The 19,005-nt window shown below is 60.2% G+C and carries 17 protein-coding genes; 7 read left to right on the forward strand and 10 right to left on the reverse strand.

Going from position 1 to position 19,005, the window contains the following annotated elements; all coding sequences use genetic code 11:
- Positions 1–177: 177 nt before the first annotated feature.
- Entirely contained in the window at positions 178–564 is a 387-nt protein-coding gene (locus tag ACYZTZ_RS21875; protein ID WP_461999685.1) for a tetratricopeptide repeat protein, read from the reverse strand.
- 157 nt (positions 565–721) lie between these two features.
- On the opposite strand from ACYZTZ_RS21875, the gene pyk reads away from it, so the two are divergent.
- On the forward strand, positions 722–2,173 hold the full coding sequence (pyk, locus tag ACYZTZ_RS21880; RefSeq protein ID WP_046049690.1) for a pyruvate kinase: 1,452 nt from the start codon (positions 722–724) through the stop codon (positions 2,171–2,173).
- A 192-nt stretch (positions 2,174–2,365) separates the two neighbouring features.
- On the opposite strand, the gene ACYZTZ_RS21885 is transcribed toward pyk, so the two are convergent.
- The 3 genes from ACYZTZ_RS21885 to ACYZTZ_RS21895 are packed head-to-tail and all read right to left on the reverse strand — an operon-like array spanning position 2,366 to position 5,178.
- Positions 2,366–3,115, reverse strand: a complete 750-nt coding sequence (locus ACYZTZ_RS21885; protein WP_056741365.1) for an enoyl-CoA hydratase-related protein — start codon at positions 3,113–3,115, stop codon at positions 2,366–2,368.
- Between the two features lie 28 nt (positions 3,116–3,143).
- Positions 3,144–4,079 (reverse strand): iron-sulfur-binding ferredoxin reductase, encoded by a 936-nt coding sequence (locus ACYZTZ_RS21890; protein ID WP_461999686.1) that lies wholly within the window; start codon positions 4,077–4,079, stop codon positions 3,144–3,146.
- Positions 4,072–5,178, reverse strand: a complete 1,107-nt coding sequence (locus tag ACYZTZ_RS21895) for a GGDEF domain-containing protein (RefSeq protein ID WP_461999687.1) — start codon at positions 5,176–5,178, stop codon at positions 4,072–4,074. The genes ACYZTZ_RS21890 and ACYZTZ_RS21895 overlap by 8 nt, the downstream gene beginning before the upstream one ends.
- Before the next feature lie 484 nt (positions 5,179–5,662).
- On the opposite strand from ACYZTZ_RS21895, the gene ACYZTZ_RS21900 reads away from it, so the two are divergent.
- From ACYZTZ_RS21900 to ACYZTZ_RS21915, 4 genes are all read left to right on the forward strand, one after another.
- On the forward strand, positions 5,663–7,186 hold the full coding sequence (locus ACYZTZ_RS21900) for a fumarate hydratase (protein ID WP_129437918.1): 1,524 nt from the start codon (positions 5,663–5,665) through the stop codon (positions 7,184–7,186).
- 390 nt (positions 7,187–7,576) lie between these two features.
- Positions 7,577–9,343, forward strand: coding sequence for a sensor histidine kinase (locus tag ACYZTZ_RS21905; protein ID WP_462000695.1), 1,767 nt, complete (start codon positions 7,577–7,579; stop codon positions 9,341–9,343).
- Positions 9,337–10,668: a sigma-54-dependent transcriptional regulator gene (locus ACYZTZ_RS21910; RefSeq protein ID WP_461999688.1), complete on the forward strand. Its 1,332-nt coding sequence runs from the start codon at positions 9,337–9,339 to the stop codon at positions 10,666–10,668. Before ACYZTZ_RS21905 ends, ACYZTZ_RS21910 begins: the two co-directional genes overlap by 7 nt.
- A gap of 379 nt (positions 10,669–11,047) precedes the next feature.
- Positions 11,048–12,367, forward strand: a complete 1,320-nt coding sequence (locus tag ACYZTZ_RS21915) for an MFS transporter (protein WP_046049695.1) — start codon at positions 11,048–11,050, stop codon at positions 12,365–12,367.
- Between the two features lie 141 nt (positions 12,368–12,508).
- Here ACYZTZ_RS21915 and ACYZTZ_RS21920 read toward each other — a convergent pair whose 3' ends face one another.
- Entirely contained in the window at positions 12,509–13,264 is a 756-nt protein-coding gene (locus ACYZTZ_RS21920) for a COG4705 family protein (RefSeq protein WP_461999689.1), read from the reverse strand.
- A 209-nt stretch (positions 13,265–13,473) separates the two neighbouring features.
- On the opposite strand from ACYZTZ_RS21920, the gene ACYZTZ_RS21925 reads away from it, so the two are divergent.
- On the forward strand, positions 13,474–14,103 hold the full coding sequence (locus tag ACYZTZ_RS21925; RefSeq protein WP_056741356.1) for a flavin reductase family protein: 630 nt from the start codon (positions 13,474–13,476) through the stop codon (positions 14,101–14,103).
- On the opposite strand, the gene ACYZTZ_RS21930 is transcribed toward ACYZTZ_RS21925, so the two are convergent.
- The gene (locus ACYZTZ_RS21930) at positions 14,104–14,334 is read right to left on the reverse strand and encodes a hypothetical protein (protein WP_008156042.1); all 231 of its coding nucleotides are present in this window, start codon (positions 14,332–14,334) and stop codon (positions 14,104–14,106) included.
- Positions 14,335–14,376: 42 nt separating this feature from the next.
- Positions 14,377–14,730 (reverse strand): putative quinol monooxygenase, encoded by a 354-nt coding sequence (locus ACYZTZ_RS21935; RefSeq protein ID WP_461999690.1) that lies wholly within the window; start codon positions 14,728–14,730, stop codon positions 14,377–14,379.
- A 335-nt stretch (positions 14,731–15,065) separates the two neighbouring features.
- On the opposite strand from ACYZTZ_RS21935, the gene ACYZTZ_RS21940 reads away from it, so the two are divergent.
- The gene (locus ACYZTZ_RS21940; RefSeq protein WP_461999691.1) at positions 15,066–15,995 is read left to right on the forward strand and encodes an AraC family transcriptional regulator; all 930 of its coding nucleotides are present in this window, start codon (positions 15,066–15,068) and stop codon (positions 15,993–15,995) included.
- Between the two features lie 62 nt (positions 15,996–16,057).
- Here ACYZTZ_RS21940 and ACYZTZ_RS21945 read toward each other — a convergent pair whose 3' ends face one another.
- Genes ACYZTZ_RS21945 through ACYZTZ_RS21955 form a run of 3 tightly spaced genes read right to left on the reverse strand, consistent with a single transcriptional unit; the run spans position 16,058 to position 18,882 of the window.
- On the reverse strand, positions 16,058–17,113 hold the full coding sequence (locus ACYZTZ_RS21945; RefSeq protein WP_046049700.1) for an ABC transporter ATP-binding protein: 1,056 nt from the start codon (positions 17,111–17,113) through the stop codon (positions 16,058–16,060).
- 15 nt (positions 17,114–17,128) lie between these two features.
- Positions 17,129–17,977 (reverse strand): ABC transporter permease, encoded by an 849-nt coding sequence (locus ACYZTZ_RS21950; RefSeq protein ID WP_056741352.1) that lies wholly within the window; start codon positions 17,975–17,977, stop codon positions 17,129–17,131.
- Positions 17,974–18,882 (reverse strand): ABC transporter permease, encoded by a 909-nt coding sequence (locus ACYZTZ_RS21955; protein WP_046049702.1) that lies wholly within the window; start codon positions 18,880–18,882, stop codon positions 17,974–17,976. Before ACYZTZ_RS21955 ends, ACYZTZ_RS21950 begins: the two co-directional genes overlap by 4 nt.
- Between the last annotated feature and the right edge of the window lie 123 nt (positions 18,883–19,005).

The raw sequence follows: 19,005 nt of genomic DNA on the forward strand, positions 1-19,005 counted from the left end.
GGCCTGCTTCTTTTATACAGAGGCATGGGCGCGCTCTCCCCGATCCCGGTGCGACAGTCCATAAAGCCGCTGCCGCTTACTCCTGCCGATCACAGGTGTTGCGTCGATTAGAGGCAAGGCTCTAAACCGATCTATTCGACTATAGCTCACCACCGCCGGTGAGCCAGCCTTTGACCTTTAGAACTGCGTCGGGCGCACGACCGCAGCCGTACTGCGTAGCGGATAGTGGCCCAGCGACTGCAAGGTTTCCAGGCGGGCGCGGGCGCGGTAGGCGTATTCACTTTGCGGGTACGAGGCGATGATGAACTGGTAGGTTTGCGCCGCATCGACAAACAGTTTCTGCCGTTCCAGGCACAACCCGCGCATCATCGATGCTTCCGGCCACACGTAAGGCCGAGCTCGGCTGGCGCGTTCGACTTTGGACAGTTCGAGCATCACCTGCTCGCAATTGTCACGGTCGTAGGCGCTGTAGGCATTATTCAAATGATGGTTCATCGACCAACGGGTGCAGCCCGTGACGCTGAGGACACTGATGGCAAGGGCGGCAATGAGCACAAATCGCATGGGGGTTCTCCTGTCTTGAGCTCTGTATCGACCCGTGGCGCGAAATCTTCAGGAATGTTCGTTTCAATAAACAAACGAATAAGTAGTGCATATGAACAATGACTACACCCGCAGAGCATAGTAGCCTCACTCAGCGCTTGAACTCAGGAGTCTATGCATGTCCGTCCGTCGCACCAAAATCGTCGCTACCCTTGGCCCGGCCAGTAACTCGCCGGAAGTTCTCGAACAGCTGATTCTGGCTGGCCTGGACGTCGCCCGCCTGAACTTCTCCCACGGCACCCCCGACGAGCACAAGGCTCGCGCGAAGCTGGTGCGTGACCTCGCTGCCAAGCACGGCCGCTTCGTCGCCCTGCTGGGTGACCTGCAAGGCCCGAAAATCCGTATCGCCAAATTCGCCAACAAGAAGATCGAGCTGAAGATCGGTGATCAATTCACCTTCTCCACCAGCCATCCTCTGACCGAAGGCACCCAGACCATCGTCGGCATCGACTACCCGGATCTGGTCAAGGACTGCGGCGTGGGCGACGAGCTGCTGCTCGACGATGGCCGCGTGGTGATGCGTGTTGATACCGCCAATGCCACCGAACTGAATTGCACCGTACTGATCGGCGGCCCGCTGTCCGACCATAAAGGCATCAACCGTCGCGGTGGCGGCCTGACCGCACCGGCCCTGACTGAAAAAGACAAGGCCGACATCAAGCTCGCTGCCGAGATGCAGGTCGACTACCTCGCGGTGTCCTTCCCGCGTGACGCCGCCGACATGGAGTACGCCCGTCAACTGCGCGACGAAGCTGGCGGTACTGCCTGGCTGGTGGCGAAGATCGAACGCGCCGAAGCCGTGGCCGACGACGAAACCCTCGACGCGCTGATCAATGCATCCGACGCTGTCATGGTGGCTCGTGGTGACCTGGGTGTGGAAATCGGCGACGCCGAGCTGGTGGGCATTCAGAAGAAAATCATTCTGCACGCACGCCGCCACAACAAGGCTGTGATCGTAGCGACCCAGATGATGGAGTCGATGATCCAGAACCCGATGCCGACCCGCGCCGAAGTCTCCGACGTAGCCAACGCCGTGCTCGACTACACCGACGCCGTGATGCTCTCGGCTGAAAGTGCTGCCGGTCTGTACCCGCTGGAAGCGGTGCAAGCCATGGCGCGCATCTGCATCGGCGCTGAAAAGCACCCGACCAGCAAGACCTCCAGCCACCGCATCGGCAAGGTCTTCGAAAGCTGCGACCAGAGCATCGCCCTGGCGGCCATGTACACCGCCAACCACTTCCCGGGCGTGAAGGCGATCATCGCCTTGACCGAAAGTGGCTACACGCCGTTGATCATGTCGCGCATCCGTTCCTCGATTCCGATCTACGCGTTCTCCCCGCACCGCGAAACCCAGGCCCGCGCGGCCATGTTCCGTGGCGTCTACACCGTACCGTTCGACCCGGCATCGCTGCCGCCTGAGCAAGTCAGCCAGGCCGCGATCGACGAGTTGCTCAAGCGCGGCGTAGTCGAAAAAGGCGACTGGGTCATCCTGACCAAGGGCGACAGCTACCACACCATCGGCGGCACCAACGGGATGAAAATCCTGCACGTTGGCGACAAGATGGTCTGATTGCCAGATCGCTGAAAAACAAAAGCCCCGCCATTTGAATGGCGGGGCTTTTTGCTTTCTGGGTCCAGAAGATGTGTTGCCTGGGCGGGCCTCTTCGCGAGCAGGCTCGCTCCCACATTGGGTCTGTGGCGTTCACAAAATCCCTGTGGGAGCGAGCCTGCTCGCGAAGGGGCCCGCCCAGTCACCGCAGAGTCAATGCCGTTTGATGAACCCGGTCAACGCCGCAATCGCTTCCGGCGAGCGCAACCGTTGGGTGAACTGTGCACTCTCTTCTTCTATTGCCTTGCGCAGTTGTTCGCGGTCCGGGGCTTTCATCAATTGCTTGCTGATACGTACCGCCTCCGGCGGCAGCGACTCGAAACGCAACGCCATCTCCCGCGCCTTGGCCAGCGCCTCTTCGCCACTGCCCAAGGCTTCGGTCGCAATGCCCCACTGCGCGGCCTGCTCACCACTGAAACCTTCGCCAAGCAGCAACAACTCGGCGGCTTTGGCCTGCCCGAGCAGTCGCGGCAGGATCAGGCTGGAACCAAACTCCGGGCATAACCCAAGATTAACGAACGGCATGCGTAGGCGCGCATCGCGGCTGATATACACCAGATCGCAATGCAGCAGCATCGTCGCGCCAATACCTACCGCAGCACCGGCCACGGCGGCGATCACCGGTTTGCGGCATTCGAGCAGGGTGAGCATGAACTGAAACACCGGGCTGTCGAGGTTGCTCGGTGGTTGCTGGATGAAATCGGCGATGTCGTTGCCAGCGGTGAAGCACTCGGCGCTGCCAGTGATCAGCACGGCGTTGATTTCAGGGTCGGTATCGGCCAGTTTCAACGCTTCAGCCAAGTGGCTGTACATGGCGCGGGTCAGGGCGTTTTTCTTGTCAGGGCGGTTGAGGCGCAGGGTCAGCAGGCCGCGCTCACGTACAAATTGGATGGCATCGCTCATGGTCGGTCTCGCGTCTGAAAATCAGCGCTCAACCGCGGAGAACAAAGACGTCCGCCAGCAGTTGATTGCGCGGCAATCCCGCCAGATACAAGCGCCGGGCAAAGGCGTCTACGCTGTCAGGGGCCCCGCAGAGTAAGGCCAGGGTTTGCCGGGAGACAAGCCGCAGTTGCGCCAAAGCCGCGGGCAACTCGGCCGCTGTCCACAGCTCGATGCTCAGGTTCGGGCGGCTGGCTGCCATGGCTTGCAGGGGCTTGGCCAGATAATGCGCCTCGGCATCATGGGCCAGATGAATGACGCGAATGGCACCTTGGTGATCTTGTCGTAGCGCTTCACGCAAGATGCCGAATAAAGGTCCCAAACCCGTGCCGGCAGCCATCAGCCAAAGCGGTCGGGTGTTCCAGTCCGGGTCGTAATGCAAGGCCCCGCCGCGCAACTCGCCGAGGCGGATCGAATCGCCGATTTTCAGCTGGCGGGCCGCGTCGCTGAATTCACCCGGCTGGCGACAATCGAGGTGGAACTCCAAAAAGCGGTCTTCTTCCGGCAGGCTGGCCAATGAATACGGCCGTGCCACGTTGCCCGCCCACAACACCAGATGCTGCCCGGCGCTGTAGCGCAAAGGGCTTTGAGGGGTCAGGCGCAAACGCAACACGCTGGTGCTTAACCAATCGACAGCCGCCACCTCGGCCGGGCGGCCATCCTGCTGAGGATCGAAGGTGTGCACCTGCAAGTCTTCGACCACCTGACACTGACACGCCAGGCGCCAGCCTTGCTGACGCTGGTCTGCGCTCAGGGCGTCGGGGCGGCTGTCACTCGGCAGCCCTTGGACACATTGCACCAGACAGGCATGGCAACTGCCGGCGCGACAGCTGTAGGGCACCGATACGCCGTTCTGATTCAACGCATCGAGCAGGTTGCTGCCCGCCGCCACCGACCATTGGCGTTCGCCGACCCGTAACTCAGGCATCGACGTTCTCCCACGCGGCCGCGCAACGATTGCGGCCGTCACGCTTGGCGCGATAAAGCGCCTGATCGGCGCGCTGCAAGGCTTCATCGAGATCGTCGCCCAGTTCGAGCAACGTCATGCCCGCCGACAAGCTGAGATGGGCGACGTTGAGTCCGATCAGTTCGACATCGGTGAACGCAATGCGCAGCCGCTCGCAACAGGAGGTCAGGCGTTCGGCGTTGCAATCGGGCAACAGCACGACGAATTCTTCGCCACCGTAACGGGCCAGGACATCGCCATCGCGCAAGCAGGCGGTGGCCACGGCGGCAAAGGCTTGCAGCACCTGATCACCGGCGGCATGGCCGTGCACATCGTTGATCCGTTTGAAATGGTCGAGGTCGATCAGCGCCAGGCCATGCAGGACACCGGCGTCCATGGCCTTCAGCTCACGGGAGGCCAGGCGCAGGAAATGCCGGCGATTGAACAGCCCGGTCAGTTCGTCGGTGGCCACCAAATCTTCGAGCTGGCGCATCATCCCGCGCAGGGTGTCCTGATGCGCCTGCAAGGCAAATCGGCGCTGACGCATGCGTAGTCGAGAGGCCTGGACGTGACGGGCATAAAGTTCCAGCCAGACCAACACGATGAGCAGTACGCACACCTGCAACGCGGCCAGTGCCGGGTCGGGTAACTGGAAGTGGTAGCCCTCCCACAGCGTGATCGCGCTGAAACTGAAAAACACCAACAGCGCGCACCGCAAAAAGGCCAGGCGCGAAAGATGGAACAACCCGAACAGCAGAATCAGCACGTAGAACACCAGGAACGCGCCGCGTGCCTCGTCCAGATGGGCGATCAGCCAGGTTTGCCAACCCAGCCCCAGCAACACTTGCGCTTCGGTCAGGCTGGGGTCGGAAAAACGCAGGTTGCAGCCACTGTAAAACAGCGCAAACAACGTGGCCTGACTGATGACCACCAGCGCACTGCCGATGGCCACGTTGGGCAAGGATTCATCGTAATGACCGGTGAAAAACGCCAGCCACAACAGCAACAAAGCCAGGGCGTAGGTGCCGGCTGCGAGGGCAAAGCGTTTGAGCAACAAGCGCTGGATGGCGTTATGGGTCAATCGTTGACTCACCGTGCGAAGGGAGGCTGCTTGAGTGTCCTACTCTACAGACCGAATGCCACTTTAGTAGCGTGCCTGATAAATGACCATTCAATTTTAAGGGCGGAAAACTGGCGCCAAAGGCATGACCTCATTTCTCGCCAAAACAACAATCCTTGTAGCAGCTGGCGAAGCCTGCGTTCGGCTGCGAAGCAGTCGTAAAATCAAGCACCGCGGTGTGTCAGGTAAATCAGGGTGTCCGTTTCACGACTGCTTCGCAGCCGAACGCAGGCTTCGCCAGCTGCTACAGGGATCGTGTTCGATATGCGACCAACGATTGACTACCGGCGGGTGTGCCCGGAACCGAGGCGCGTTATACTGCCGCGCCTTTTTAGCGTCGCGCCAGCAGCCCCGGCGTGCCTTGTAAAGGTGCTTGCAACCGACCGATGCACCCAAGCTGCAAGCACCTTATTGAATGTTCCCGTCTTTTAGAGGAGCGCGACTCATGACCGTGATCAAGCAAGACGACCTGATTCAGAGCGTTGCCGACGCCCTGCAGTTCATTTCCTATTACCACCCCGTTGACTTCATCCAGGCGATGCACGAAGCCTACCTGCGCGAAGAATCGCCAGCGGCCCGTGACTCCATGGCGCAAATCCTGATCAACTCGCGGATGTGCGCCACCGGCCACCGCCCGATTTGCCAGGACACCGGCATCGTTACCGTCTTCGTTCGCGTGGGCATGGACGTACGCTGGGATGGCGCCACCATGGGCCTGGACGACATGATCAACGAAGGCGTGCGCCGGGCTTACAACCTGCCGGAAAACGTCCTGCGTGCCTCGATCCTCGCCGACCCGGCGGGCGCTCGTAAAAACACCAAGGACAACACCCCGGCCGTTATCCACTACTCCATCGTTCCGGGTAACACCGTGGAAGTGGACGTGGCGGCCAAGGGCGGCGGTTCCGAGAACAAGTCGAAAATGGCCATGCTCAACCCGTCCGACTCGATCGTCGACTGGGTGCTGAAAACCGTTCCGGAAATGGGCGCTGGCTGGTGCCCACCGGGCATGCTCGGCATCGGCATCGGCGGCACCGCCGAGAAAGCCGCCGTGATGGCCAAGGAAGTGTTGATGGAATCCATCGACATCCACGAGCTGAAAGCACGCGGCCCACAGAACCGTATCGAAGAGATGCGTCTGGAGCTGTTCGAGAAGGTCAACCAACTGGGCATCGGCGCCCAGGGCCTCGGTGGCCTGACCACCGTACTCGACGTGAAGATCATGGATTACCCGACCCACGCCGCTTCGTTGCCGGTGTGCATGATCCCGAACTGCGCCGCCACCCGTCACGCGCACTTCGTGCTCGACGGTTCCGGCCCGGCCTCGCTGGAAGCGCCACCGCTGGACGCCTACCCGGAAATCGTCTGGGAAGCCGGCCCATCGGCTCGTCGCGTCAACCTCGACACCCTGACCCCGGAAGACGTGCAGAGCTGGAAGCCGGGCGAAACCGTCCTGCTCAACGGCAAAATGCTCACCGGTCGCGACGCCGCGCACAAGCGCATGGTCGAGATGCTGAACAAGGGTGAAACCCTGCCGGTGGACCTCAAAGGTCGCTTCATCTACTACGTCGGCCCGGTTGATCCGGTGCGCGAAGAAGTGGTGGGCCCTGCCGGCCCGACCACCGCGACGCGGATGGACAAGTTCACCCGTCAGATCCTCGAGCAAACCGGCCTGTTGGGCATGATCGGCAAATCCGAGCGCGGCCCGACCGCGATCGAAGCGATCAAGGACCACAAAGCCGTTTACCTGATGGCAGTCGGCGGCGCGGCTTACCTGGTGGCACAAGCCATCAAGAAATCCCGCGTGGTGGCTTTCGCCGAACTGGGCATGGAAGCAATCTACGAGTTCGACGTGAAAGACATGCCGGTTACCGTTGCGGTTGATAGCAAGGGGGAGTCGGTACACATCACCGGTCCTGCCATCTGGCAGAAAAAGATCAGTGAAAGCCTGGCGGTGGAAGTGCAGTAAGCACGACCTTACGCAGCGAAAAACCGGCCTGTTGGCAACAACAGGCCGGTTTTTTTGTGCCTGACAAAAAGTAATCAAAAGCGCTCAAAGACGTATTGATTTGTTCTAAGTAAATGTCATCGACCTGTCAGATCTGGCAGGTCACAGCAACAACCACGCCTGATAAGTTAAACGCACTGGTGCACTCTCTATCATGGCGGATATGCGCCTCTACAGAGAGGCTGGCACCACGGATAACAGGTTTCTGGAACGACAACGACGAAAAGCAGCTTAGACGCGCCACTCGTATCAACAATCGTCCAATCAAGGTGCGGTGGAGGGGCGGGCATCGGCAACAAGTCTGGACGGCATGCTATCGTGCGCGCCCGTATTCCCAGTGTTTTCTACAGCATGATTCCAACTGCTCGTGCCGTGCGTTTGTCGTTGTATACCCTGTTGATCATCGCCGGGGCGGTCCTTGCCGCCACCTTGGCCATACGTCATGCCGAACGCCAGGCCCTGGTCGAAGACGCCGCCCGCGCCAATCAGCAACTGGCTTTGTACGCCAACTCCCTGCACACCCTGATCGACCGCTACCGCGCCCTGCCCGCCGTATTGGCGTTGGACCCGGAACTGCGCGCCGCGCTAAGCGGTGAAGTGAGCCCCGAACAGCAGCTTGCGTTGAACCGTAAACTGGAAAAAATCAACGGAGCAGCCCACTCATCGACCCTGGAACTGCTCGACCACACCGGCCTCGCCGTGGCCGCCAGCAATTGGCGTTTGCCCAGCAGTTACGTTGGCCACAACTATGGCTTTCGCCCCTATTTCAGCCAGACGCGCACTCAAGGCACCGGGCGCTTTTATGCGGTGGGCGTGACCAGCGGCATTCCCGGCTACTTCCTGTCCAGCGCGGTCACCGGCGACGACGGCCAGTTCCTCGGCGCGATGGTGGTGAAACTCGAATTTCCGGAACTGGAGCGCGAATGGCGTCAGGGCAGCGACACGCTGCTGGTCAGTGATGCACGCGGGATTATCTTCATCGCCAACCAGCCGGGCTGGCGCTATCGCCTGTTGAAACCGCTGAGTGACAGCGATCACGCCGAACTCAAGGTCACCCGTCAATACGATAAACAACCGCTGACCCCGCTCGAGTATCAATCGGTGCGGCGCTTCGACGACAACAGTGATCTGACGCGGGTCGTGGGTCCTGACGGGACGGCGAATTACCTGTGGGAATCGCTGCCGCTGAGCACTGAAGGCTGGACGTTGCACCTGCTGCGCCGCCCACAAATCGCGTTCGAAGACAGCCGCAACGCCGGGCTCGCCGCCGCCGGGTTGTGGCTGGCCGTGGTGTTTCTGTTGCTGTTCCTCAATCAGCGCTGGCGTCTGGCCAAGCTGCGCCAGCGCAGTCGCGAAGAGCTCGAACAACTGGTGGAAGAACGCACCCGCGACCTTCGCACCGCTCAAGACGGTCTGGTGCAGTCGGCCAAACTCGCCGCCCTCGGCCAGATGTCTGCGGCGCTGGCCCATGAAATCAATCAACCGCTGACCGCCCAGCGCATGCAGCTTGCTACTCTGAGGCTGCTGCTCGATCACGGCCGGGTCGATGACGCCTACAAAGCACTCAGACCGGTGGATGAGATGCTGACGCGCATGGCCGCCCTCACCGGCCACCTGAAAACCTTCGCCCGCAAAAGCCCCAGCGGCCTGCGCGAACGGCTGGACCTGGCGGCGGTGGTGGACCAATCGTTGCAGCTGCTCGACACAAGGTTGCGCGATGAACAGGTCAGCACGGTGCTGCACCTGACGCGTCCGGCCTGGGTGCGTGGCGATGCGATTCGTCTGGAACAGGTGCTGATCAATTTGCTGCGCAATGCCTTGGACGCCATGCAGGACAAACCCTGCAAACGCCTGGAAATCCGTCTCGAAGCCGACGAACAACTCTGGCGCCTGACCGTCACCGACAACGGTGGCGGCATTGCCGAAGAGCACTTGGCCAACGTGTTTGATCCGTTCTTCACCACTAAACCGGTGGGCGATGGCCTGGGCCTCGGGCTGGCCGTATCCTTTGCCATCGTTCACGAATCGGGCGGACGCCTGAGCGCCAACAATCATGCAAACGGCGCGGTGTTCACCGTGACCTTGCCCATTGACCTGGAGGCCCCTGGCTCATGCTGAATTCAGTGATGGTGGTCGACGACGAAAGCAGTATTCGCAGTGCCGTCGAACAATGGCTGAGCCTGTCGGGGTTCGAGGTGCAATTGTTCAGCCGCGCCGATGAGTGCCTGGCGCAGCTGCCGAAGCATTTCCCCGGGGTGATCCTCAGCGACGTGCGCATGCCTGGCATGACCGGCCTGGAACTGCTGGCCGAGGTTCAGCGGCGCGACGCCGACTTGCCGGTGATTCTGCTGACCGGCCACGGCGATGTGCCGATGGCGGTCGAAGCCATGCGCGATGGCGCCTACGACTTCCTTGAAAAACCCTTCAGCCCCGAAACCCTGCTCGGCAGTCTGCGCCGTGCGCTGGACAAGCGGCGGCTGGTGCTGGAAAACCGCGCCCTGCACGAGCAGGCGGACAACCGCGCCAAACTCGATGTGACGTTGCTGGGCGTGTCCCGTGGTTTGCAGACGCTGCGTCGGCAAGTGCTCGACCTGGCGACGCTGCCGGTCAATGTGTTGATTCGCGGTGAAACCGGCAGCGGCAAAGAGTTGGTTGCCCGTTGCCTGCACGACTTTGGTCCACGTGCCGACAAACCGTTTGTGGCGCTGAACTGTGCGGCGATTCCCGAGCAGTTGTTCGAGGCCGAGCTGTTCGGTCACGAGAGCGGCGCGTTCACCGGCGCCTCAGGCAAACGCATCGGCAAGCTCGAATACGCCGACGGCGGCACGCTGTTTCTCGATGAAATAGAAAGCATGCCGCTGGCCCAGCAGGTGAAATTGCTGCGGGTGTTGCAGGAGCAGAAGCTGGAGCGGTTGGGCTCCAATCAGAGCATCCGCGTGGATTTGCGAATCATCGCCGCGACCAAACCCGACTTGCTGGACGAAGCCCGGGCCGGACGCTTTCGCGAGGATTTGGCCTATCGGTTGAACGTGGCCGAGTTGCGGCTGCCGCCGTTGCGCGAGCGGCGTGAAGACATTCCGTTGTTGTTCGAGTCGTTTGCACAAAATGCCGCCGAGCGTTTGGGGCGCACTTTTCCACCGCTGAGCGGCCCGCAGTTGAGCCACCTGCTGAGCCACGACTGGCCGGGCAATGTGCGCGAATTGGCAAACGTTGCTGAGCGACAAGTGTTGGGGCTGGGTGAGCCGGAACCGGTGGGAATTGATCCTGGGCAATCGCTGGCGGCGCAGCAGGAAGCGTTTGAAGCGCATTGTCTGCGCGCGGCGTTGACCCGGCATAAGGGCGATGTGAAAGCGGTACTTGAAGAACTGCAACTGCCGCGCCGGACCTTCAATGAAAAGATGCAGCGGCATGGGTTGAGTCGGGAGATGTTTTTGGGGGAGTGAGTTTTCACGCGGGATTTTCAGTGATGCTGAAATCCATCCCCTCACCCCAGCCCTCTCCCCAACGGGGAGAGGGGGAAAGGGAGCAGATTTGTGTTGTTTTCAAAGCTGCGTTCGACTCGGTCTTTCAGGTCGATGTAGCTCCAAGAACACCTCGGTCAGTCCCCTCGCCCCTTTGGGGAGAGGGTTAGGGTGAGGGGTGTTTCTCCCTGAATAAGCGGATTTCCGCTCACACCCCCAACACTCATAAGCAAACATCCGCTCATAAAACCCCGCCCCCCCCTCTAAACCGGCCCTCCTCCCGTTGGCACAGCTCCTGCTATAGCCCAAGCAGGCTGCGTTTCAACGCGCTCCACAAAAACAATTAAATGAAGGATCCGTCATGGATAACTCACAAACCCTGCCTCTTGGGTCGGCAGCTACGCCTGCCAAAGAAAGAACCACTGCCAGTCGCATCAAATCGATCTTCAGCGGCTCTGTCGGCAACATGGTCGAGTGGTACGACTGGTACGTCTACGCCGCCTTCTCCCTGTACTTCGCCAAGGCCTTTTTCCCCAAAGGCGACACCACCGCACAACTGCTGAACACCGCCGCGATCTTCGCCGTGGGCTTCCTGATGCGCCCGATCGGTGGCTGGTTGATGGGCCTTTACGCCGACAAGGCCGGTCGCAAGAAAGCGCTGATGGCTTCGGTGTACCTGATGTGTTTCGGCTCGCTGCTGATCGCCCTGAGCCCCGGTTATGAAACCATCGGCATCGGCGCACCGATCCTGCTGATTTTCGCCCGTTTGCTGCAAGGCCTGTCGGTCGGTGGCGAGTACGGCACCTCGGCAACGTACCTCAGCGAGATGGCGACCAAGGATCGTCGCGGTTTCTACTCCAGCTTCCAGTACGTGACCCTGATCTCCGGTCAGCTCATCGCCCTGGCCGTGCTGATCGTGCTGCAACAGACCCTGACCACTGAAGAGCTGTACGCCTGGGGCTGGCGCATCCCGTTCGCCATCGGCGCACTGTGTGCCGTCGTCGCGCTGTACTTGCGTCGTGGCATGGAAGAAACCGAGTCGTTCGCCAAGAAAGAGAAGGCCAAGGAAAGCGCCATGCGCACCTTGATGCGCCATCCGAAGGAACTGATGACCGTGGTCGGCCTGACCATGGGCGGCACCCTGGCGTTCTACACCTACACCACGTACATGCAGAAATACCTGGTGAACACTGTCGGCATGAGCATCTCCGACTCCACCACTATTTCGGCTGCCACGCTGTTCCTGTTCATGTGCCTGCAACCGATCATCGGCGGGCTCTCGGATAAAGTCGGTCGCCGGCCAATCCTGATTGCCTTCGGTATTCTCGGGACGCTGTTCACCGTGCCGATCCTGACCACCCTGCACACCGTGCAGACCTGGTGGGGCGCGTTCTTCCTGATCATGGCGGCGCTGATCATCGTCAGCGGCTACACCTCGATCAACGCGGTGGTCAAAGCCGAGCTGTTCCCGACCGAAATCCGCGCCTTGGGCGTCGGCCTGCCGTACGCGCTGACCGTGTCGATCTTCGGCGGCACCGCTGAATACATCGCACTGTGGTTCAAGAGCATCGGCATGGAAACCGGTTACTACTGGTATGTCACCGCGTGTATTGCCGTGTCGTTGCTGGTCTACGTGACCATGAAAGACACCCGCAAGCATTCGCGGATCGAGACGGACTGACAGTTGCATTGAGGTCGGCTGTGCCGGCCTCTTCGTCGGAACGCCGCCCGGACCAAGCCCGCTCCCACATTCGACCGCATTCTCATGAAAGAACTCGGTCAGTGTGGGAGCGAGCCTGCTCGCGATGGCCGCACCTCGGTATCAAGTCAACTCGGCAACCGCAGGCTTCGCGAACTTCTTCTGCGCATACGAAGCCCCCGCAATCATCACCACCAGAATCCCCGCCAACACCAACGACGAACCGATGGTGCCGAAATCCAGCCCACCCTTTGCATGGGGCTTGGTCAGGAAATCGCCCAACGTCGCGCCAAACGGCCGCGTCAGTACAAACGCCACCCAGAACAGCAGCACCGACGAAATCCTGGTGAAGTATTTGAGCAGCACCACCACCGCAATGGTCGAGCCGATCAGCAGTGCGCCACCTGCAAAACCGAGACCCGAGTCATCGGCCAGGTAGTCGCCAAGCGCAGTGCCCAGGGTGTTGGAAAACAGTATCGCCATCCAGTAAAACATCTCGCCGCGAAAGGTCTGGACCTTGGTGACGTTCAGCGAATCGCCGCTCAAGCGCCACGCAGCAAAAATCCCTATCAAAATCGCAATCAGGATCATCGAGCCCGTGGCATAGCCCAACTCAAGGGTGCGGTCCATGAAATCAGACATGGTGGTGCCGGCCGTGCTGGTCGACAAAATCACGATCCAGTACAGCACCGGCTTGTAGGTTTTGGACATCAGTTGTGTGATCAGCGTCAGTACGAACACGCTGATCAAAATCAGAGAGCTGATGGCGTAACCGACGTTGAGGGTCATCGACAGCAAGTCGCCGGCGGTTTCCCCCAGGGTCGTCGCGCAGATTTTCATCACCCAGAACGCCAGGGTGATTTGAGGAAGTTTGTTCATCGAGGGTAAAGCTCCAATAGTCAGGGCAGCCGTTTTCTCAGGCTTTGGACGCCGCGCAGACTGAAGGTGAGGCCGTGAAAATTAGGTAGGTGCTTTATGAAAAAACTGTCACACAAGCCAATGCGCCGTCATTGCCACACTGGAAATTGCTGGCCACCGCTTGCACTATGGCCCTCTTCGCTACAAACCGAACTCAGGAACCCCGCGCCATGCCCGACGACATCCACTTCTACGAACCCGCCAACGGCCACGGCCTGCCGCATGACCCGTTCAATGCGATCGTCGGCCCGCGTCCCATTGGCTGGATTTCCTCTCAGGATGCCAATGGCCGCCTGAACCTGGCGCCTTACAGTTTCTTCAACGCGTTCAACTACATTCCGCCGATCATTGGGTTTTCCAGTGTCGGGCGCAAAGACAGCCTGAATAACATCGAGCAGACCGGCGAATTCGTCTGGAACCTGGCGACCCGGCCACTGGCCGAGCAGATGAACCAGAGCTCTGCCATGGCCCCGCCCGAGGTCAACGAGTTCGAGTTGTCCGGGCTAACCCCGGCAGCGTCGAAAATCATTCAGGTGCCGCGCGTCGCCGAAAGCCCGGTGTCCTTCGAGTGCAAGGTCACGCAGATCATTCAGTTGCAGCGGGCCGATGGCAACGTGGTGCCGAGCTGGCTGATTCTCGGCGAAGTGGTCGCCGTACATATCGCCAAATGGCTGTTGAAGGATGGGGTGTACGACACCGCCGCGGCAGAACCGATTCTGCGCGGCGGCGGGCCAGCGGATTATTTCCAGCTGGGGCCTGAGGCGTTGTTCAAGATGTATCGCCCGGGGGCGAAAAGGTAATTACCAGATCAGGTCGCCGTCTTCGCTGACGTCCCTGAGACGGGTCAGTTCTTTGGCTGCGGCCTCGTCGGCCTCATGGGCAGTTTTGAAGGTCTGTTCTTCGAGCAGCTTGTGAAAGCGCGGCGCACCCGAACCACCGATGGCTTTGGTGGCGATTGCGGCGTGATAACCGCCTTCACGGGGTACTACGGCAGATACGGCTTCGAAGGTTTCAAAGGCTTTGCGTGCCATGTCGCGGATCCTGGCTGAATGGAGAATTGAGCCATTAAACCCTCAACCCGCCATTTTGTGTACCCACGACTGAGACTGCCCCAGCGCCTGGGCGGCCGACACGTCCTTGAAGGTATGAAAATCCAGGCTGTTGACCACCAGGTCTTGAACCAACCCGGCAAAAATCTGCATGGCCGGGGTGCTGAAGTAAGCGGTCATGGCCTGCTGGTTCATCCAGAAACCGGACACCAGCCACAACTCCGGATCGCATTGCGAATGCTGCAGGGCAAAACTCAGGCAACCCGGTGCGCTGCGAGACGGCTCGATCAACGCGCTGAGGCGCGCGCCGAGCTCCACCGAACGCCCGGCGCGAGCGCGGACAAAGGCCATATGACTGACGGGGATCTGCGTAGACATGTTCAACCCTCCCAGGTACTCGAGTGGCAGCCGTGGGACGGGCTGCGACAGGATCAAAGGTTAAGCGCGCAGGTGGAAGCGCGGTTAGTCGATTCCTGCCGGCTTGTTGCACAATCCTGCGCGGCGTCTCGAAAAACCTGTAACAACCTGTAAACGCTTTCGTGCCAATGAAACAGGGCTTTCAAGCAAGTTTCCCTTGGGTTGGCCTGTCATAGAGGTGCCGTTAATTCACTCCGTGCAGAATCAGGCAAGGTTGAGGCAGGATGTGTCTACCGCTTCGTCTTGCACAAACTTAAGCTCGCCTCATTACCAACGCCTTGCCGAGGATGCCTAGCATGTCGTCGCTCGATCACTTTCAAGCCCCGCTGGACGCCGACATGGAGAAACAGCGCGCGGAACTGGCCGCTATCATTCGCCAAAACACGGCGGAGGATGGCACTTATGCGACTGCCGTCGGCTCGCTCTTCATGTCTCGCCATAGCCAGTCCCATGAGTTTGCCCCGGTACTGGCGCAACCCGCGCTGTGCATCATGGCGCAGGGCCGTAAAGAGGTCAGGCTGGCCGATGAATACTTCAACTACGATCCGCTGAATTACCTGGTGGTGTCGGTCTCGATGCCACTGAGCGGGCGTGTGGTGAATGTCACGTCTGAAGAACCGATCCTCGCGGTGCGGCTGGATATCGACCCGGCTGAAATCACTGCGCTGATTACCGACGCCGGCCCTCTCAGTGTGCCCACCCGGCCGACGGGGCGCGGCTTGTATGTCGAACGGATCGACACCGCGATGCTCGACGCGGTGTTGCGTCTGGCACGTTTGCTGGATGCACCGAAAGACATCGCCATGCTCGCACCGCTGATTCGCCGGGAAATCCTGTATCGGTTGTTGCGCAGTCAGCAGGGTCACCGGCTGTACGAAATCGCTATCGCCAACAGCCAGAGCCATCGCATCAGCCAGGCGATCAAATGGCTCAACGGCAACTATGAACAGCCGTTGCGCATCGATGATCTGGCGAAGGAAGTGAACCTGAGCGTGTCGACGTTGCATCACCGGTTCAAGGCGATGACGGCGATGAGTCCGTTGCAGTATCAGAAGCAACTGCGCCTGCAAGAAGCGCGACGGTTGATGCTGGCGGAAGGGTTGGAGGCTTCGGCGGCGGGGTATCGGGTGGGGTATGAAAGCCCTTCGCAATTCAGCCGTGAGTACAGCCGGTTGTTTGGGGCTCCGCCGTTGCGGGATTTAGCGCGGTTGCGGTTGACCGTCTGATCTGGTTTTTGTGCTGGTTTTGCCGGCCTCATCGCGAGCCTGCTCGCGATGAGGCCAGTCAGTCAGGCGCCGAGTACTCGGCACGCCTCAGCTGGCAAGGTCACGGAAACGGGATTGCCAATGCTCAACCCAAACCCCTGACACGGTGTGCTCAACGCCGTAAACGACACCCCGGAACACTCCACGGTCGTTTCAATCGTCGCGCCAATATCACGCACAAACGTCACCTTACCGAGCAACCGATTCCCCGCCGTGGCCTGTGGATGCGACAGTTGCAGGTCTTCAGGGCGAATCAGCATCTTCACCTTCTCACCCACCACAATGCTGCTGCAGATCGGCACTTCCAGCGCATCGCCACCCGGCAGCCCGATCTTGCCGTTGCCCAGTGCGGTGGCCGGGAAAATATTCCCCGAGCCGATAAAGTCCGCGACAAATTCATTGGCCGGGTGACGATAGATTTCAATCGGCGTGCCCACTTGCTGCACCCGATGTTCACCCAATACCACAACGATATCCGCCATGGTCATGGCTTCACGCTGGTCGTGGGTCACCATGATGGTGGTGATGTTCAAGCGTTGTTGCAGCTGACGGATTTCCACCTGCATCGATTCACGCAGCTTGGCGTCCAGCGCCGACAGCGGTTCGTCGAGCAGCAGAATTTTCGGGTGGTTGGCAATCGCCCGGGCAATCGCCACGCGCTGACGTTGGCCACCAGAGAGTTTCGACACCGGACGGTCGATCATTTCCTGCAACTGAATCAGTTGCAGCAACTCCACCACCCGCGCCTGCTGATCGGCCTTGCTGACGCCACGCAATTTCAGCGGATAGGCGATGTTCTCCCCCACCGTCATGTGCGGGAACAGCGCCAGCGATTGAAACACCATGCCGAAATTACGTTGATGCGCAGGCGTGTGGCCGATATCTTCACCGTCCAGGCGAATCTCGCCGCCGCTCAGGGTTTCAAGCCCTGCGATCATGCGCAGCAAGGTGGTTTTGCCGCAGCCCGACGGGCCGAGAAAACACACCAGTTTGCCCTCGGGCAAATGCAGGTTTACATCCTTTACCGCGCAGGCCGAGCCGTAATGTTTCTCGACGTTTTCCAGAATCAGACCAGTCATGTTGCACCTCAAGAATCAGAACGAAACGCCACCTTCACCAACCAGCTTCTCCAACGCCCAGATCAGGACGAAGTCGATCAGCACGATCAGCACGGCAAACGAGAAAACGGTTGGGTCGAGCGAAGACACGGTGCGGCTGTACATCCAGATCGGCACGGTCATGACGTCGATGGTGTAAAGGAAGTAGGTCACGGTGAATTCGTTGAACGAGACGATGAACGCCAGCAGCATCCCCGCCAGAATCCCCGACTTCATCAGCGGCACCACCACATCGATGATCGCCCGGGTCGGCGAAGCACCGAGCATCTGTGCGGCCTCTTCAACTTCGCTGCCGATGGAGAGCATCGCGGCGGTGCAGTTTTTCACCACGAACGGCAGCGCCAGGATCACGTGGGCAATCACCAGCCGCGAGGTGGTCATCTGGAACGGCAGGCTGTCGAACACCAGCAGCAACGCCAGCCCCAACACCACCATCGGAAACACCAACGGCAGCGACATCAATTGCAGCGCCACGGCTTTGCCGCGGAACTCGCAACGGGTCAGCGCATAAGACGCAGGCACTGCGATGATCGTTGCAAACACCATGGTCAGGCACGCGACCATCAGGCTGGTGGTCATGGCTTTGCCCAGGCTCAGCACGTCGCTGGCGTCCGGCGAGACGAAGGTGTGCCAGGCCGCTTTGTACCATTGCAGGCTGTAGCTGCTCGGCGGGAAGTCGAGGTTCGACGAGCCGCTGAACGACATTACGATCATGGTCAGGATCGGCAACACCGCCAGCAGCAGGATGAAGCCCGAGAGGATGCCGGCAAACTTGCCGGTCTCGCCCGGCAGCAGCCCATAACGTTTCTTGATCAGGGTACTCATTGCGAAGCCTCCAGCATGCGCCGACGGCGGCCAGTGATGTATTCGGACAAGGTCATGATCGCGAGCGTGGTGACAATCAACACCACACCGGCAGCGGAGGCGGCGGGCCAGTTCATCAGCGGGGCGATCTGGTCATGGACCATCACGGCCAGCATCGGCACGCGTCGGCCACCGAGCAGCAAAGGCACCACGAAGCTGCTGGCGTTGTAGGCAAATACCAACGTCGCGCCAGTGATGATCCCCGGCATGCTCATCGGCAGCACCACCTGACGGAACACCTGCAAACGGCTGGCACCTAGCGTTGCAGCGGCTTCTTCATAAGTACGGGCGACGCCGCGCATGGCGCTGGCAATCGGCAGCACGGCCAACGGGAACGCGGTTTGCACCAGGCCCATCAGTACGCCGTTCTGGTTGTAGAGCAACATGATCGGGCGCTTGATCAGGCCCAGGCCCATCAGCGCCTGATTGAGCATCCCGCCTGGGCCGAGAATTACCAGCCAGCCGTAGCTTTGCAGCAGCAGGTTGACCAGCAAAGGCAGCAGCACCGCGGCGAGGAAGATCCGTCGCACAAACGGTGAGGTCAGCCGCGACATGGTGTAGGCCACCGGGATCGCCAACACGACCGCGATCACCGCGCTGATCAACGCCAAGCGCAGGGTCAGCAGCAAGGATTTGAGGTAATACGGTTCCAGCAGTTGGGCGTAACTGGCCAGGCTGAACCCGGTCCATTCCGCGCCCTTGGTGCCCACGCTCATGCGCAGTACCAGCAGGCTGGCGGCGATCAATACGCCCAGAAACAGCATCGACGGCGAAAGGAAAATCCAGGCACGCGTCGTCGGCGAAACACCCCGATTGACGCGCACAGGAGCGGCGGCGACCGGATGAGTCAGAGGTTGGTGTTCCATAGCAAGGGTCTCGTCAATGGAAAGCAGCTGACAAACACAAGACTTCAGGCGACTTCGGCCCCTGTGGGAGCGAGCTTGCTCGCGATTGCGGTGTATCAGTCGACATCAATGTTGAATGACAGT

It is taken from the genome of Pseudomonas sp. LB3P58, from assembly GCF_054897895.1.

Bases quoted from the DNA above. Each gene is read 5' to 3' on its own strand.
- ACYZTZ_RS21920 (WP_461999689.1), bottom strand. From the start codon at position 13,264: ATGAACAAACTTCCTCAAATCACCCTGGCGTTCTGGGTGATGAAAATC.
- ACYZTZ_RS21885 (WP_056741365.1), bottom strand. From the start codon at position 3,115: ATGAGCGATGCCATCCAATTTGTACGTGAGCGCGGCCTGCTGACCCTG.
- ACYZTZ_RS21875 (WP_461999685.1), bottom strand. From the start codon at position 564: ATGCGATTTGTGCTCATTGCCGCCCTTGCCATCAGTGTCCTCAGCGTC.
- ACYZTZ_RS21925 (WP_056741356.1), top strand. From the start codon at position 13,474: ATGCCCGACGACATCCACTTCTACGAACCCGCCAACGGCCACGGCCTG.
- pyk (WP_046049690.1), top strand. From the start codon at position 722: ATGTCCGTCCGTCGCACCAAAATCGTCGCTACCCTTGGCCCGGCCAGT.
- ACYZTZ_RS21950 (WP_056741352.1), bottom strand. From the start codon at position 17,977: ATGAGTACCCTGATCAAGAAACGTTATGGGCTGCTGCCGGGCGAGACC.
- ACYZTZ_RS21910 (WP_461999688.1), top strand. From the start codon at position 9,337: ATGCTGAATTCAGTGATGGTGGTCGACGACGAAAGCAGTATTCGCAGT.
- ACYZTZ_RS21945 (WP_046049700.1), bottom strand. From the start codon at position 17,113: ATGACTGGTCTGATTCTGGAAAACGTCGAGAAACATTACGGCTCGGCC.
- ACYZTZ_RS21930 (WP_008156042.1), bottom strand. From the start codon at position 14,334: ATGGCACGCAAAGCCTTTGAAACCTTCGAAGCCGTATCTGCCGTAGTA.
- ACYZTZ_RS21890 (WP_461999686.1), bottom strand. From the start codon at position 4,079: ATGCCTGAGTTACGGGTCGGCGAACGCCAATGGTCGGTGGCGGCGGGC.
- ACYZTZ_RS21955 (WP_046049702.1), bottom strand. From the start codon at position 18,882: ATGGAACACCAACCTCTGACTCATCCGGTCGCCGCCGCTCCTGTGCGC.
- ACYZTZ_RS21915 (WP_046049695.1), top strand. From the start codon at position 11,048: ATGGATAACTCACAAACCCTGCCTCTTGGGTCGGCAGCTACGCCTGCC.
- ACYZTZ_RS21900 (WP_129437918.1), top strand. From the start codon at position 5,663: ATGACCGTGATCAAGCAAGACGACCTGATTCAGAGCGTTGCCGACGCC.
- ACYZTZ_RS21935 (WP_461999690.1), bottom strand. From the start codon at position 14,730: ATGTCTACGCAGATCCCCGTCAGTCATATGGCCTTTGTCCGCGCTCGC.
- ACYZTZ_RS21940 (WP_461999691.1), top strand. From the start codon at position 15,066: ATGTCGTCGCTCGATCACTTTCAAGCCCCGCTGGACGCCGACATGGAG.
- ACYZTZ_RS21905 (WP_462000695.1), top strand. From the start codon at position 7,577: ATGATTCCAACTGCTCGTGCCGTGCGTTTGTCGTTGTATACCCTGTTG.